At 55.5% G+C, this 14,999-nt stretch carries 19 protein-coding genes; 1 reads left to right on the top strand and 18 read right to left on the bottom strand.

Annotation, left to right across the window (positions count from 1 at the left end; translation table 11 throughout):
• Positions 1–21: 21 nt before the first annotated feature.
• From tnpB to RLO149_RS21065, 11 genes are all read right to left on the bottom strand, one after another.
• Positions 22–369, bottom strand: a complete 348-nt coding sequence (gene tnpB, locus RLO149_RS21115) for an IS66 family insertion sequence element accessory protein TnpB (protein WP_013961421.1) — start codon at positions 367–369, stop codon at positions 22–24.
• Entirely contained in the window at positions 366–734 is a 369-nt protein-coding gene (tnpA, locus tag RLO149_RS21110; RefSeq protein WP_013961420.1) for an IS66-like element accessory protein TnpA, read from the bottom strand. The genes tnpB and tnpA overlap by 4 nt, the downstream gene beginning before the upstream one ends.
• 320 nt (positions 735–1,054) lie before the next feature.
• Positions 1,055–1,555, bottom strand: coding sequence for a hypothetical protein (locus RLO149_RS21105; RefSeq protein ID WP_013964119.1), 501 nt, complete (start codon positions 1,553–1,555; stop codon positions 1,055–1,057).
• A 9-nt stretch (positions 1,556–1,564) separates the two neighbouring features.
• Complete coding sequence (flgH, locus tag RLO149_RS21100; RefSeq protein ID WP_013964118.1) at positions 1,565–2,296, bottom strand: flagellar basal body L-ring protein FlgH; 732 nt, start codon at positions 2,294–2,296, stop codon at positions 1,565–1,567.
• 9 nt (positions 2,297–2,305) lie between these two features.
• Positions 2,306–2,728, bottom strand: a complete 423-nt coding sequence (gene flgA / locus RLO149_RS21095) for a flagellar basal body P-ring formation chaperone FlgA (RefSeq protein WP_013964117.1) — start codon at positions 2,726–2,728, stop codon at positions 2,306–2,308.
• A complete protein-coding gene (gene flgG, locus RLO149_RS21090) occupies positions 2,725–3,510 on the bottom strand; it encodes a flagellar basal-body rod protein FlgG (protein WP_013964116.1) in 786 nt (261 codons plus the stop codon). Before flgG ends, flgA begins: the two co-directional genes overlap by 4 nt.
• A 30-nt stretch (positions 3,511–3,540) precedes the next feature.
• A complete protein-coding gene (locus RLO149_RS21085; protein ID WP_013964115.1) occupies positions 3,541–4,254 on the bottom strand; it encodes a flagellar hook-basal body complex protein in 714 nt (237 codons plus the stop codon).
• Between the two features lie 2 nt (positions 4,255–4,256).
• Positions 4,257–4,526 (bottom strand): flagellar biosynthetic protein FliQ, encoded by a 270-nt coding sequence (locus RLO149_RS21080; RefSeq protein WP_011566604.1) that lies wholly within the window; start codon positions 4,524–4,526, stop codon positions 4,257–4,259.
• Position 4,527: 1 nt separating this feature from the next.
• On the bottom strand, positions 4,528–4,854 hold the full coding sequence (gene fliE, locus RLO149_RS21075) for a flagellar hook-basal body complex protein FliE (protein ID WP_013964114.1): 327 nt from the start codon (positions 4,852–4,854) through the stop codon (positions 4,528–4,530).
• A gap of 53 nt (positions 4,855–4,907) precedes the next feature.
• Complete coding sequence (gene flgC, locus RLO149_RS21070) at positions 4,908–5,297, bottom strand: flagellar basal body rod protein FlgC (RefSeq protein WP_011566602.1); 390 nt, start codon at positions 5,295–5,297, stop codon at positions 4,908–4,910.
• A gap of 13 nt (positions 5,298–5,310) precedes the next feature.
• The gene (locus RLO149_RS21065; protein WP_013964113.1) at positions 5,311–5,709 is read right to left on the bottom strand and encodes a FlgB family protein; all 399 of its coding nucleotides are present in this window, start codon (positions 5,707–5,709) and stop codon (positions 5,311–5,313) included.
• An 81-nt stretch (positions 5,710–5,790) separates the two neighbouring features.
• On the opposite strand from RLO149_RS21065, the gene RLO149_RS21060 reads away from it, so the two are divergent.
• Complete coding sequence (locus RLO149_RS21060; protein ID WP_013964112.1) at positions 5,791–7,140, top strand: FliI/YscN family ATPase; 1,350 nt, start codon at positions 5,791–5,793, stop codon at positions 7,138–7,140.
• Positions 7,141–7,710: 570 nt separating this feature from the next.
• Here the strand turns inward: RLO149_RS21060 and RLO149_RS21055 are convergent.
• From RLO149_RS21055 to RLO149_RS21025, 7 genes are all read right to left on the bottom strand, one after another.
• Positions 7,711–8,916, bottom strand: coding sequence for an acyl-CoA dehydrogenase family protein (locus RLO149_RS21055; protein ID WP_013964110.1), 1,206 nt, complete (start codon positions 8,914–8,916; stop codon positions 7,711–7,713).
• Between the two features lie 179 nt (positions 8,917–9,095).
• A complete protein-coding gene (locus RLO149_RS21050; protein WP_013964109.1) occupies positions 9,096–10,124 on the bottom strand; it encodes an AraC family transcriptional regulator in 1,029 nt (342 codons plus the stop codon).
• A 212-nt stretch (positions 10,125–10,336) separates the two neighbouring features.
• The gene (locus RLO149_RS21045; RefSeq protein ID WP_013964107.1) at positions 10,337–10,537 is read right to left on the bottom strand and encodes a hypothetical protein; all 201 of its coding nucleotides are present in this window, start codon (positions 10,535–10,537) and stop codon (positions 10,337–10,339) included.
• 163 nt (positions 10,538–10,700) lie between these two features.
• On the bottom strand, positions 10,701–11,591 hold the full coding sequence (locus tag RLO149_RS21040; RefSeq protein ID WP_013964106.1) for an AraC family transcriptional regulator: 891 nt from the start codon (positions 11,589–11,591) through the stop codon (positions 10,701–10,703).
• A 162-nt stretch (positions 11,592–11,753) separates the two neighbouring features.
• Positions 11,754–12,746, bottom strand: a complete 993-nt coding sequence (locus RLO149_RS21035; RefSeq protein WP_013964105.1) for a LacI family DNA-binding transcriptional regulator — start codon at positions 12,744–12,746, stop codon at positions 11,754–11,756.
• A 24-nt stretch (positions 12,747–12,770) separates the two neighbouring features.
• Positions 12,771–13,748, bottom strand: coding sequence for an aldose 1-epimerase family protein (locus RLO149_RS21030; protein ID WP_013964104.1), 978 nt, complete (start codon positions 13,746–13,748; stop codon positions 12,771–12,773).
• A 63-nt stretch (positions 13,749–13,811) separates the two neighbouring features.
• On the bottom strand, positions 13,812–14,999 hold the full coding sequence (locus RLO149_RS21025; RefSeq protein ID WP_013964103.1) for a Gfo/Idh/MocA family protein: 1,188 nt from the start codon (positions 14,997–14,999) through the stop codon (positions 13,812–13,814).

Below are 14,999 nucleotides of genomic sequence, written 5' to 3'. Positions count from 1 at the left end.
TAACGCCCATACAGACGTAAATCACCCTACACGCGCGGGCGGAGCGCCCCAATCCGGACGTCGCCAGTCGATCCCTTCCCAGAGCATCGCAAGCTGCGCAGAGGTCAACCGCGCAGAACCATCTTTGGCGCTTGGCCATGGAAATCGGCCGCGCTCTAGAACCTTGTAGTACAGGCAAAACCCTTGGCCATCCCAATACAGCAACTTCAGCCGATCACCTCGCCGCCCCCGGAAAGCGAACACCGCACCACCCGCCGGTTTCTGACGCAGCACATCCTGGGTCAAAGCCGAAAGGCCCGCGATGCCTTTCCTCATATCCGTGACGCCACAAGCCAGATAGACCCGAACCCCAGTTCCCGGACCAATCACGCCGCGTCTACCGCGCGGATCAGTCGTGTCAGCGCGGCGGCGTCCACGGCAGTGTCAAATCGCAAACAACGTCCATTGCTCAAGCGAAGCTCCACAGCAGATGGCGGCGTGGGCTCAGGCGGTGGTGTCACAGCCTCTGCAATATGGAAGTCAATTGGCAGAAAAACTGCACCCTCGCCGGTGGGCCACAGCCCCTTCTTCTTAAGCTCATGTCGCCATCTGTAAATCTGCTGGCGCGTCACATCGTGCCTATGCGCAACATGCGTGACAGTCGCCCCGTCAATTCCGACGGATGAAACAATCGCCAACTTGTCATCGTCATTCCAGCGACGCCGACGCTCAACACCTAAAACCTCACCGCGCATGACACCCTCCACATAAGACACGTCACTAACGACGTCGTTATGCACGTGTCTTAACGCAACAAGCCAAAATCAGGCAGGCGGTACCAATCGCGCGGTTACGGTTTTCCGCGTCTTGCGGCGAACGTTCTTGGCCACTTTTTTGGTGGCGTCTGGAGGTTCCTCGCCATCTCGGTTTCGCAATCGATAGGATGAACCAAGTATCCTGCGTCGTCCAAACCCTCAAACCTAACACACAACCGCTGACGGCAGATAGTTTATGCAGCTTTGATCAAAGCATCATGAGAAAGAGCCGATAACAAATCACGTCAAGACAAATCCACCTAATAGTCCTGTCGAGCAATCTCAAAAATAAGAACGTCACTAATGAGATCTTTTCCAAAAGTTTTTATGGCACCGTCCCGCAGATTTCGACGCACGATGTCAAGGTTCTCGTTGTTCAGGAAAGCACCTCGAAACCCACCAATTGCCGCATGATCAAAGAGAATTCGCAAGAATACATCTCTTATTTTTGGCTCGAGGTCGTATACTGCTTGCCCTTGACCCTCGGGCGCTTCGACACTTAGCGTCATTACAATCATTGAGGACACCCGGTCTTTCTCAACGATCGGAACAACAAATTGATTGCTCAGTTTAACATATTCCTTACCCGCAATCGGCAATTCATCCTTGGCTTCTTCTTTTGCAGTGGTCTCGCTGCTTTCTTCGGCAAGCTCTTCTGGCGCAGCCGCCTCTTCAGCCGGTGGTGGCCGCAGGTATACGCCCGCCCCAACACCCGCCGCAGATCCGAGGAGTAGCATTAAGATAGGGAGGATCTTTTTCATAATGTAACCTCAATAAGGCAATACGATATCAAGGGCTTGCTGACCCCAGCGCGGCTGTTGAACATCTGTTATCTGGCCACGACCGCCGTAGGAAACGCGCGCGGTCGCAATTTTATCGTAGGTGATTTCATTCTGACGGGAGATGTCTTCTGGTCGCACGTACCCTGAAACCAGCAACTCACGCATTTCGAAATTGACCCGCAACTCTTGACTTCCAGCGATCGACAGCACGCCGTTCGGGAGCACATCAACGATCGTTGCGGCGACACGCAGAGTAAGCTTTTCATTCCGCTTCACAGATCCATCACCGGACGAATTGCTGGAGGAATTGATTGAAACGGCGTCCGAAAGTGTTGCACCTGCTGGTAGCTGTCGATCTATCCGTTGTGGAACGCCAAACAGGTTTGGTATTCCCAAACTCTCTGACCCGGACCTGGATCGATCTGTTGCATTGGAAATCTCCGCTTCTTCGTCAATTTCAATCACAACAGTAAGGATGTCACCCTGCTGAACAGCTCTGCGATCGCCAAATAGAGATTGCCGAGCCCCGGACCACAAGGACGCATCGTCAGTTGGAGTTGGTGCGTCTACGCGAAGCGGCAGCCCGGGAGACAGCATCGCTGTGTGCTCTTTTGTTGCGCTCGCGGGACTGAACGACGGAGGTTTACCCAAGTGGTCGAACCTTGCACAGCCTGACAATATCAAAGCAACCGTAGTGAAGCAGAAAAAGGCGTTTTTCATCGAGTTTTCCTAATTTGATACTCTGATCGAGCCGTCAGCCTGTACTTGGCCAAAAAGTGTTGCACGCGAGTCGAGGTTCATTATGCGAACCCGGTCACCAACGCCGCCCCGTTGAAGGGCACGTCCTTCTGTCAGAATTTTCAACCCAGATGATTGATAGCTAAGCAGCACAATCTGGTTGCGCGACACGATGGCAGGAGGGCCAACATCGTCGAAGAGTATCGGTCGGCCCGCGTATAGTGTGGTTCGCGCTTCCTGACCCACCACATCAGCCATCAGTGAGTACGCGTTTTCGTTCTTGATGGGCTTAAGCGTGATATCACTGGCGGAAATTGTCGCGTTCGCTCGGATTGTCTTGGCGGGCACCACAACTTCTGCGAACACAAAGAAGGGCGAACACACCAACCATGAGATGAGGGCAAATCTGATCATCGGATTTGCGTGGTCGCGCCCATCATCTGATCGGCTGCTGATATGACTTTGGCATTCATCTCGTAGCCGCGCTGCGCTTCGATCAGTTCGGTTATTTCACGCACAGCATCCACGGAGCTGCTTTCGAGATACCCTTGGCGCACCGTGCCAAGACCGTCTTCTCCGGGTGTGGAAACGATTGCAGCACCAGATGCCTCAGTTTCTGCAAACAAGTTGCCACCCAATGCCTCAAGCCCTTTGGCGTTCGTGAACCCTGCCATATTGAATTGGCCAAGCAGTTCCGCATCTGTTGCATCAGAGAAATATGCGAACACTTCGCCCGATGTGTTGATGGAAATGCTTCTGGCGTCATCGGGGATTACGATTTCCGGCTCAACCGGATATCCATCCGAAGTTACAATCAGCCCTTCTGCATCACGCTTCAGCCCCCCGTCTCGGGTATAGGCTGCTTGCCCGGAAGGCAAAGTAACTTCAAGGAACCCGATACCCTCAATCGCTAAATCCAAATCGCCACCTGTGGCTGCCAGAGACCCTTGTTGCAGCTGGACTGAAACCGCGGAAGGGCGCACGCCTAGGCCCAGCTGTACGCCCGTGGGCAACACCGTTCCATCGGTTGCGTTCACAGTGCCCGGCCTCGACATCTGCTGGTAGTGCAGATCGGCGAATTCAGCGCGGCGCGCATTATAGCCCGTTGTGCTCATGTTCGAGAGGTTGTTCGAGATTGTCTCAACGCGCATTTGCTGGGCACTCATACCCGTCGCAGCAATTTTTAAAGCTCGCATGTCATTTATCCTAGTTTGATCGTTAAATTACTATTGTGATATTGTCCGCATGGCTTGTCGGACGCGTTCATCTTCAGCTTCCAGAAAACTTGCGCCCAGCTCATAAGCGCGTTGGACTTCAATCATACGGGTCAGCTGCAGGATCGGGTTTACATTGGAATTCTCAACAAAACTCTGAAGAATCCGGCCCTGCTCTGCTGGTTCGTACCCTTCATCGGCACGGAACATTACCCCATCTTCACGAAGGAGGCCTTGTGGGTTCAATGGCTGAACCAATCCCAATTGCCCAACGGGGTCACCATTTGTTGAGATCGTTCCATCCGCAGAGACGGCTATATCTTCTGCACCGGGTGGAATAAACACAGGTGCACCACCAGCATCAAGAACGCGATATCCGTCTGGTGTAACCAAATCGCCGTCTGCGTTCGGTGAGAATGCCCCGGCACGCGTGAGGCGTTCGCCCAAAGGCGTCTCCACCAGAAAAAACCCATCGCCTTCAATTGCAAAATCAAACTGGCCACCTGTCTGTGTCAGCCCGCCTTGGGCAAAAGACGTATTCCGAGCATCTGCCTGGCCCATAGATAAGCTTGAAGCGCCGTCTACTGATTTTACGTATTCAGAAAAGATGACACCTTCCTGACGAAAGCCGGATGTCGCGGCGTTGGCAATATTGTTTGCAACAACGCGCATCTCTTTCGCGAGGCCCGACTGTCTTGTGATCGTGGTATATCCTGAGTTTTCCATCGTTAGCCTCCTACAATCAGTGGGATGATTTGCTCGTGAAAGAACGACACAAGAGTTTGTGTCATGAAGCCCATCGACATCCAGAACACGAGGACGATGGCCGCGAGTTTCGGCACGAAGGTAAGTGTCATCTCCTGAATGGAGGTAAGTGCTTGCACCAAGCCAATGGATACACCGGTGACCAAAGCTGCGGTCAACACTGGTATTGAGATCAATACCGCGATCCACAGGCCATGCCGTAAGGTATCAAAGAAGATGATTTGATCGGCCATTTTAAACCGGCATCCTCAAGATTTCCTGGTAGGCTTCGACGACTTTGTTACGCACCCGAACGGCCGCTTCTACAGCCAGTTCCGTTTGTGCGAGCGCCTGTACAAGCGCGTGTGGGTCAGCGTCACCCACCATGGATGACTTAGCGATTTCTTCGCTTTCGGCCAGTGTCGCCGCAAAATCCTTTGCAACGCGGCCCATGGTTTCTGATGCCGAACTTTCTTCTGGAAAAGGCTCAGTCGCGGGTCGGGCCTGTTGATAGCTTTCTATCGCCGACGTCGCACGGGCGTTCGTAAAGTTCTGAATCGCTGAAACTGCTTTCATATCCATTCTGGATCTCCTTTTGTTCTACCTATCGCTTCGCTTGAGGCAGTCGTTACTTGTTACTTGCGCAGAAGCTCCATCAAGCTGCTGGACATTTTCCGTGTTTGTTCAAAGACTTTCAGATTAGCTTCATAGCTTCGCTGCGCTTCCCGCGCGTCGCTCAACTCGATTAACAGATCGACATTTGATCCATCGAAATATCCGCTTTCATCCGCCATCGGGTGGGACGGGTCATAGACCCTTTCCAGCGTGCTTTGGTCCAAACGCACGCGGCTGGTTTCAACCGTCGAAACGCCCTGTCCGCCGAATGCGGTTTCAAAAGATACCAGCTTACGACGATATCCCGGCGTGTCAGCATTTGAAATATTCTCGGACAGATGACGCAGCCGCGTGGCTTGGGCTTTCAGGCCGCTGGTCGTTACGTCCAGAGATTTAGAGAATTCACTCATGATTTTGATCCCTCTAGCTTCTACTCAACGTGGCACGCAAAATGCTCAGTGACGATTTGTAGATTGCGAGTGCGCGGTCATGCTGCCGCTTTGCATCCAGCGACTTCAGCATTTCATTTTCAAGCGAGACAGTATTGCCGTTGGGCGAACCGACGCCATTCTCGTCGACAATCGGATCAGGTGTCTGGCCAGCGGCCGCACCGTGTATATGTGTTTGACGTGTTGCTTTTTGGGATCCCCATCCACCGTTGGACGGATCAAGCCGATATGCGTCAGAGAATGCGATCAGGTCTTTAGCCTTAAAATCAGGCGTATCTGAATTCGCAACATTCTGTGCCGTCACCGCCTGCTTTTGACCGGCATGAACGGCCATTGCATGCGACATACGAAAGAGTTCTAATTTTTCAAACATCCGGGTTTCTCCCTCATGTGATTTCATCAAGGCTTAACTCTGATTCCTTTAGAAAGAGTGTGCAGAAAGCAAAGGAATGACATGAACCAGCCGATTCCCTTCGCCGGTCTCACTGCGCAGATCACTGAATTGAACCCTGTCCGGTCAATCGGTCGTGTCTGCCGCGTAGAGGCTGGGGTGATCCACATTGCCGGGCTTGCAGGAAAGGCAAGGATTGGGGATTTAGTCGTTGTATATCGACAAGGCGACCCCTTGTCGGGCGAGATCTTGCAACTCGATGGCGATACTCTTGTTATTCTGCCGGATCAGGATGCAGAGGGTGTCGCCCTCAATGACCGCGCGGCACTTCTGGAGGCGCGCGGCATCGCGCCATCAGAGGGTTGGATCGGTCGAATCATTGATCCCTTCGGCAATCCAATTGACGGAAAACCACTACTGCGCGGCGCACACGCGAGAAGCTTGCGAAGCGCCCCGCCCGAGCCTGCATTGCGCCGGTCGATGGGCGCGCGCCTTAACACGGGCATGTCCGTTCTGAACACCATGCTCCCGGTCGTAAAAGGTCAGCGTGTGGGACTGTTTGCAGGGTCAGGTGTGGGAAAGTCCAGTTTGTTGGGACATCTAGCACAAAACATGACAGCAGATGTTGTGGTTGTCGCATTGGTTGGGGAGCGCGGTCGCGAACTGCGCCATTTCGTGGAAGAGGTTCTAGGGTCGGAAGGGCTGAAACGTTCCGTCGTCGTTTGCGCAACATCAGATCAATCGCCACTCATCAGAAGACGGTGCGCTTGGGCCGCCATGTCCGTTGCTGAGCATTTCCGCGACATGGGGTTATCAGTTCTTATTCTGGCAGATTCGATTACGAGGTTTGCAGAAGCGCATCGCGAAGTTGCTGTCGCATCGGGCGAAGCACCCGTTCTGCGTGGCTATCCTCCGTCCACCGCACATTTGATAATGTCGCTGTGTGAGCGCGCCGGACCCGGTGAGGGCTCACAAGGCGATATTACCGGAATTTTCAGCGTTTTGGTTGCAGGGTCGGATATGGAAGAGCCTATTGCAGACATCCTGCGTGGGGTTCTTGATGGCCATATCGTTTTAAACAGAGAGATTGCAGAACGAGGGAGATACCCGGCCATCGACGTGCTCAAGTCTATTTCGCGCAGTCTACCAGCTGCAGCAGATGACATAGAGAATGAATTGATCTCTATCGTCAGACGCTATTTGTCCGTTTACGAACAAAATGAGATGATGATCCGAGCCGGCCTTTATTCGCAGGGCTCCGATCCGGAAATCGATGCGGCAATTCAAGTTTGGTCAGAATTGGACGCGTTCTTCGCTAAACCGGAAAAACAAGACGTCACGAACAGCTTCTCGCAACTGGAACTCTTACTGAGGCGCAACAAGATCCAAACCAGATCGAACATGGTACAATGATGCTTTAAAGGCAATTTCCTAGTCGTGAAATCAAAGGTGCGTCGACGTAACTGTACAATGACCTTCCTCGGCAAGCGGCCTCTTGGTTTTTGGACAGTCTGGCCTTTGTCTCTTTCAAGCTGTGTTTCCAATGTAGGAGACCAAGAATGGGTATGGGGTTTACTATGGCGCAGTGCGCCTCGCAACGACCCTCAGTATAAACAGTCCACACGCAACCTCGGATCAGGGGTTTGGGCTTTGAACGCGAAGCAAGTGGGGGCAAACGCGTCCGTAAACTGACCCAATGGCCTGTCTGCATGAGAACGCTGAGAGCGAAAGCCATCGTAAGGAAGTCCGACGCCTTTAGGATGAGAGGGAAGCTGTAAAATGACGGTAGTGTTCTCTGCAAGCTTTGCCCAGTGAGGTTTCCTTTCATCGAAACCTCACTGGCCATTTGATCGGTCAGGATGCTCTATGTGGTTAAGGCCGCGACCCAAAGAAACGTTCATCGCCCGTTAAGTACCCGACGCATTGAAAGTTTCGACCGGTCAGGAGCCTCTGTCAGGCTAACCGCTGAATACGCCGCATGCGTTATTGCGCGGCAATAGACGGAGCATTGTCATCAGCTTCGCCAAAACCCTTGGGCACAGGAAGGTCAGGCAAGCCAGCCGCACGCTTTTGCAAGGCGCGCCCTATGACCACGCGGCTGATTTCGGTTGTGCCGTCCACGATCCGCAGCATTTGCGCAAGGCGTGAGAGGCGATCCAATCCATAGGGTTGCAACAATCCCATGCCGCCAAGGACTTGTGTGCAGGTATTGGCGGCCTTCACGGCGGCATCCGGCACAAAGCGCTTTGCATGTGCGGCCATCAGCGGGCCCTCCGGTGTACCCAGAGCCTCGGCCGCCTTCCGGTAGAGCAACCTCGATACCTCAAGATCGGTCGCGACCTCGCCCAGCATCCACTGGATCCCATCCAGATCGAGGTTTTTACCGCCAAACATCTTACGGTTCTTGGAATATGACAGTGCAGTGTCGAGCGCTGCCTGCATCAACCCGCAGCAGCCTGACGCGATGGATACGCGCGCGATGTCGATGGCCATCAAGGATCCCTGCAAGCCCTGACCAATCGGCAGGATGATATTGTCCTCGCTGACCACAACCTTGTCGAGATACATCTCGGACATCGGCAGGTAGTTGTAGGACGGCGTTTCATAAGGCGTACCAAAACTGATTCCGGGGGCGTCTGCGGGAATGGCAATCATCGCCATATCCTTGTGGCCGGGTGCGTCACTGGTCTTGACGACGGTGAAATAGATGTCCGCTTCGGTTGCAAGGCTTACCCATGCTTTCGACCCACTGATCGTCCATGTACCATAGTCGTTTATGGTCGCACGGGTGTACATCTTCATCGGATCGGACCCGGATTGCGGTTCCGTAAGGGCAAAATTCGCCAACTTACGGCCAGACGTCAGATCACGCGCCCATTTTTCCTTGAACGCATCGGTGCCATACCCACAGCCTGCAAAGGTGCAGATGTTATGCATCGACAGGGCAAAGGCATAAGCGCCATCGCCGAGGCCCAGTTGTTCATAGACCTGTATCCCTTCGGACAGCGGCAGGCCCTGACCACCCCATGCCTCCGGGGCATAAAGACCCATCAGCCCAGCCGCACCCGCCTTGTCGGATGCATCGCGCGGCCACGCCTTTGCGGCGTTCCATGCATCGACATTCGGGGCGATGATCTGCATGGCGTGATCATGGGCAGCTGTGAGAATTTCTTGTAACTTGTCTGACATGTGATCGATCCTTATCGGAAGGGCGCATTGTCGTATTCTGCCGCGAAGGGTCTGCGGTCAGCAAATACTAAACGGGGCATTGCGCAAGGGTGAGATGCTCTTTCATTGCTCTAATTAGAGATTTGGCAGAGCTTGCGCGATCTTCCAAGGTGACAGCATATTGTCCGAAAGTGACAAAATTATTCTTCAGCTGTGCGCCTGCGCCTATATTCACCCGGTCGGTTGCCGGTCCACCTTTGGAAGGCTTTGTGGAAATTGGCCGCTGAGGAAAACCCAACCTCATGTGCAACAGATTCGATGCTGTGCTGACCCGTTTGTAAGTGACGGATTGCAATGTCGCGGCGCAAGGCGTCCTTGATCACCTGAAACGACGTGCCATCGGCCTCAAGCTTGCGGATCAGGGTGCGCGGTGTCAGATGCAGGGCGCGCGCGGCCCCCGTCAGGTTCGCATTGTCCCAACCTGTCTGGCTGAGATAGCTGCGCACCCGCAAGGATTGGGTGTGCACTTGGGAGCGTGTAAAGATCCAGTCTCTGGGCGCATTCTCCAAAAAAAGGTCTAAATCGGCCGAGCTGCGCACCTGAACCGGCCCCAGAACGCGCAAATCGAATGTAATCGACGTTGTGGGCTGATTGAACCGCACGGGCGCGGGAAAAATCACGGCGTAGTCTTCATCGAAAGCGGGACGCGCAAAGGCGAAACCCACCGCCTTGACGGGCACCTCGTGGCGCGCCAACCACGAAATCAGGCCATGCGCCAGTTTCAGGATCAGCATATGGCCAAACCGTTGGGGTATGAGATCGGTGCGTGGCATGAGACGCAGGGCAGACATGTCGTCGGTTTCCGAAAACACCAATTCATAGTCATCCAACAAAAGGTTCCAGAATGTCGAAAATCGGTAAAGCGCCGAGGACAGAGAAGTCGCCTCGCGGACGGAAGTTAAAAGGTGCTGCAAGGCACGGTGCCGGATCGGGCGCGACCACAGACCCATCATCTCATCCCCGGTCTCGACAGCCGCCAATCGATAGAGGCAGACGATCTGATCAAGCGTCACCCTGCCATTTGGCACGTCCTCACCGGTTTGCAGATCGGAACGCTGTAACAAGGAGGCAAAGTGATCCGCACTGCACAGAGGTCGCAACGCCGCCAGCCAGTCCGCAATGAACTGGCTGGAAACGGTCGATAACTGTGGCAGCTTCTCAATGGTCATCCCAAGCCCGTCGCTATCATCAAATGAGATGGCGAAAAACACTTTTAGTCACCCGCGAGGCCCCGCCCTAGACGGCCTTTACCGCGCCTTGTCCGTCTGGTTTCCTTGCAAAGGCTGCAATCGCACGGTGCGGGATGGCAGCAGTCTCGGAATGCACCAAGGCGAGGGGCTGTGTCAGATGACCCCCAATTGTTCGCTGCAAGATAGGTCCGTCAGCCAACCCAACCCGGGTTGTTCCGCCTACTTTCATAGGCGGGAATCGTGCCGGTCACGACACCCGCTGACAGAAAGGAGCCGTCATGCACTTCTGGCAGATAGCGCGTTCCGGGCAGGGTCGCACCTTCGTTGTCAAAGGGGACAGTGCTGGTTTTAACCTGCACAACAGCGGCGGCCGTCAAGGCGAAGTTTTTCATCTCAGTCCCTCCTGTGACAGCGTTTGGGCGTCTTGCCCGACGACACAGGAAATACAGCGCATCGTCCGCAATTCATTAAACCGGGCAGCTCGGTTTTTGTAGGATTCTGCTTTTCTTTCAGAGAGCACGAAATCAATTTGACGTGCAGATCACGCGCGGCTTTTTAATTACGCGCCGATAACGCGCGATACTGGCACGGGGTCTGGCCTGTGATTTGCTTGAAGCTGCGCGAAAAATGCGCCTGATCCGCAAAACCGCAATCGAGCGCGATACTGCCCAGCGGGAGACTTGCGTCTTTCATCATCTCGACGGCCTTTTCGATCCGGTAGGCCAGAACATATTGCATCGGCGTCTGACCCAGCGTTTCCTTGAACACCCTGCCGAAGTGCGACGGCGACATGCCAACTTCACCAGCCAGATCATCAACCGAAATCGTACGGTCCAGATTGGCGCGGATAAACCCAAGCACCTGCCCGTAGTGATCCGATGTGAAGCGGGCAGACAGCGCCATCTCTTCGGGACGTTTCTGACCGTATCGTTGCAAAAGTTTCACCAGCAAGACGCGGCTCATGGCCTCAAACATCACACCGGAGGTCAAATCGTCGCTCTCAAGCGCATCGCGCAGCATAACACCCGCAGCACATAGATCGGCATCACTGAACTGCGGGAGATCAGCAAACTGCTGTGTGTCCAGAATGATGCCCAACTCGCTCTGCGCGAACTTTTTTACCTTTGCTGGATCCAGCGTCACGACGATTACATCGGATTGACCGAACCAACGCCATCCCGATTTCATTCCCGCTGGCGTGACGATGATTTCGTCTTTGTAGAACGTGAAATCGCGCATTTCGCCGTCCCGCGTGTTCTGAACACGGTGCGGCGTATCGCACAGGTTCAACAGCACATGGTGTTCCGCAAAAACCTCCTCTGGCATGCTGTCAGGTTCGGCTTGAAAATAGCGGACGGACATCAAAGCTGCCGCCGAAACATGACGCATGGCATCACTGTTCAGCAGCGGCGAAGACGGATAAATTTCAGCGTATCGGCGGGGCATGGGCCGTTTTCTACCAGACCTGTGATCAAGAACACAAACCTGATCTATCAGGCGCGAATGGTCCCTTTTTGGACAGAAGCGCGGTGTCGTTCTGTGGCGCGTGCGCTGCAATCCGCAAAAGCAGTGCACCTGCCAGCCGCCGCGTGTTCGGACCGTTTCAGCCTAGCGCCGCAGAAGAAGATCATAGGGAAGGATTGCGTCTTGGGGCCGCTTTCCATCGATCAGCATCGCCATGCCCTGAACGGCCTCTTCTGCGAAACGAATATGAGGTACGCTGACCGTGTTGAGCCACGGTGCCAGCCATTGGTTCAACGGATTATCGTCAAAACCATATATCGCAGCATCACCCGGTATGGTCAGCCCTATCTCACGACAACGGCGGTAGGCACCGTAGGCTATCTGATCATTGCCACAAACGAGCGCATCGAAGTTGCCCTCATTGAACAAGCGGCGTGCGGCGTCATATCCGGATTCCATCGACAGCTCTGCTTCAACCATATCAGCGGGCTGCATCGGACGCCCACCAGCGGCGAAAGCTGACAGGAAACCTTCCAGTCGAACCCTGCTGGTGGCTGAACGTTGCGGGCCATGGATCAAACCGATGCGGTCGGGCTTTTCACGCAGCACGGCGCGCGCCACTTCGGTGGCTGCGGATCGATCATCGATGCCGACAAAGGGAATATCAGGCATGGAGTCGACACGCCGGTTGATGAACAAAACAGATGTATGTTTGGCCAACACCGTCAATCCGGGACTATCGACCGCACATAGCAGAAAGACCCCTGCAACTTGCCTCGAGGTCACTTCGCGCAGGCACCTGTCTTGCAGCGCCGGATCTTCGTTCGAATTGAACAGCAGCATCGCGGCGCCCTGATCATTCAACCTGCGTTCGATCTCCCAGGCGACTGCGGAAAAGAAGTTGTTCTGGATCGAGGATATGATCATCGCATAGGTATCATTGGTCTGCCCACGCAATGCCTGTCCGACCCATGAGGGGCTGTAGTTCAGCTCAGCCGCCGCTTTTTCGACCTTGGCGCGGGTAGCCGCCGAGACACCGCCCGTTCCTGCATTCATGGCACGGCTGACACTGGCGATGGACACCCCGGCCGCGCGCGCCACATCCTTGATCGAAGCCTTGCCGCTGGGAGAGGTCATATCGTGCGCAGCCTTTCGTGTTTTTCAGGGCAGCACATCCTCTTGTGTGTCCTGAACAGAAATATGCAACCTATAGCCCCTCTCTTCACCGGCTGCCAGCAATGCCGTACCTTTATCTGAAAGATCCGTTTGTGGTTCGAGCCCAAGCGCATAGGTCCCGGACTGGAAAGCACGCCACAGCGCCGTGACGGGCAGGCAGGACGGATCATAGCGCAACGACAGATCGACACCCCCGCCCCTCAGTCCGATCTGACCATCCGGGGGTGACGGCGCAACATCGACATTCTCGACATGGTCATCTTTCGGGAGCGCGCCCATCTCCATCAGCTTGGCCAATTCCCAGTGCTCTCCGGTAAGACGCGCGGTCTCGCAGAGAACCGGAAAGCCGACGTTCACATGATATAGAATACCATGGCGGGCAGGGCGAAATCCGCGGTTGGTGACGCGGTCGGTCAATATGATATCGCCCTGCTCAAGGGCAAAGCGATAGTCCCGCTGCAATTCGAAGTTTTCGCCAAAGACGGATGTCTGGCGGATCACCAGACGTATCACGATTTCGCCGGCCTGCCAGTCGATCTCTTTGGTAACAAGATCAGCGCGGGCGGTCGAAATGCGCCCATGCAAAGGGTGTACGTGAACATCGCGCGGCGGATAGCAAGCGTCGTCTGCGGACGTCTCGGCAGGCAGGCCGTGGTGGTCCAATCCGCATGTGACGATGAAACCATCAAATCCGCGCAGAAATCCAAGACCATGTTCGGCGTCCGTATTGGGCGAGGGATGCGGGGCCATGGCGGCAGAATGCCAGCCAACCTCGCGGCCTTTCCACGACAGGCGAAGAAGATCACCCCCGCGGTCAAGGGCGATATCGGCGGCAAGCCCGGCGGGCGTGCGCAGTTGCAGCAACCTGCCGCCGGTGCCCGGACCATCCGCGACGGTCACAAGTTTCAGATCGGCAAGAGCGCGCCCATGTGCGGAACGACGCGTGATTTCGTTGATGTCCATGGCACCCTTTCGCGAATGCGACGCCGCGCCGCCGGGAGATCGGCGCGACGTCAAAGCGGCACGTCAGTCGACCGCCGCAACCTTTTGCCAGTTTGCCCCGTCTTTGGCCGAGCGTACACAGGCTTCGATGAAGGCAAGGCCCTTGGCCCCGTCGCGCACCGTGGGTACGTCCGTCGCCATCGGGTCAGGGTCACGCGCTTCCTTGGTGGCCCAGATGACTTCAGCCGCGTTCGAATAGACGTTGCCGAACCCTTCGATATAGCCCTCAGGGTGGCGGGGTGGCATTCGGGTTGCCGCATTGGCCACGTCCATCGCCCCCGGACCCCCGCGCGTTATGCAGCGGGTCGGTTCGCCAAATGGCGTATAGTAGAGGTTGTCGTTGTCCTCGCCGACCCATTCCAACCCGCCCTTGGTGCCATAGATTCCGATGGACAGACGGTTGTAGTTGCCCGGCGCCACCTGCGAGGTCCAGAGCGTCCCCGTGGCACCGCCCTTATAACGCAGCAGGACGTTCGCGTTGTCGTCCAACTGCCGACCCGGCACATAAGAACGCATGTCGGCGCAGACCTCCTCCAGCTCCAATCCCGAGATGAAAGCTGCAAGGTTGAAGGCGTGCACACCGATGTCGCCGATGGATCCACCGGCCCCGGCCTGCGCGGGATCGGTGCGCCAAGCCGCCTGCTTCTGACCCTCGGCGTCCAGCGCGGTGGTCAGCCAGTCCTGAACATAGGACGTGCGGATCACCTGAAGGTCCCCGAGGGTTCCGTCCGCCACCATCTTGCGCGCCTGACGTACCAGCGGATAGCCGGTGTTGTTCTGGGTCAGCACGAACACTGCCCCGGACGCGTCCGCAGTTCTGACCAGATCGAGGGATTCTTCCAGTGTCACGGTCATCGGTTTGTCGCAGATGACGTGGATGCCCTTTTGCAGGAATGCCTTTGCGATGTCATAGTGCAAGTGGTTCGGTGTCACGATCGACACAACATCAATGCCATCTTTGCGGGCGGCTTCCTTTTCCAGCATGTCCGTCCAGCTGTCATAGGTACGTTCGGGGTCAAGGCCCAGTTCAGCCCCCGACGCCCGCGCCCGCTCGGCATCTGCCGAAAGCGCACCCGCCACCAGCATGAATTTGTCGTCGAGCCGGGCCGCCATACGGTGCACCGCACCGATGAACGCGCCCTGCCCGCCGCCGACCATGCCCAGCCGCAGCCGCTTGGCCGCGCCTGAGGCTCCGAATGATTCAATCGCCAT

Source organism: Roseobacter litoralis Och 149, from assembly GCF_000154785.2.
Lineage (GTDB): Bacteria > Pseudomonadota > Alphaproteobacteria > Rhodobacterales > Rhodobacteraceae > Roseobacter > Roseobacter litoralis.
The sequence above is the reverse complement of the archived record's forward strand: the minus strand, read 5'-3'. Positions and strand labels throughout refer to the sequence as shown.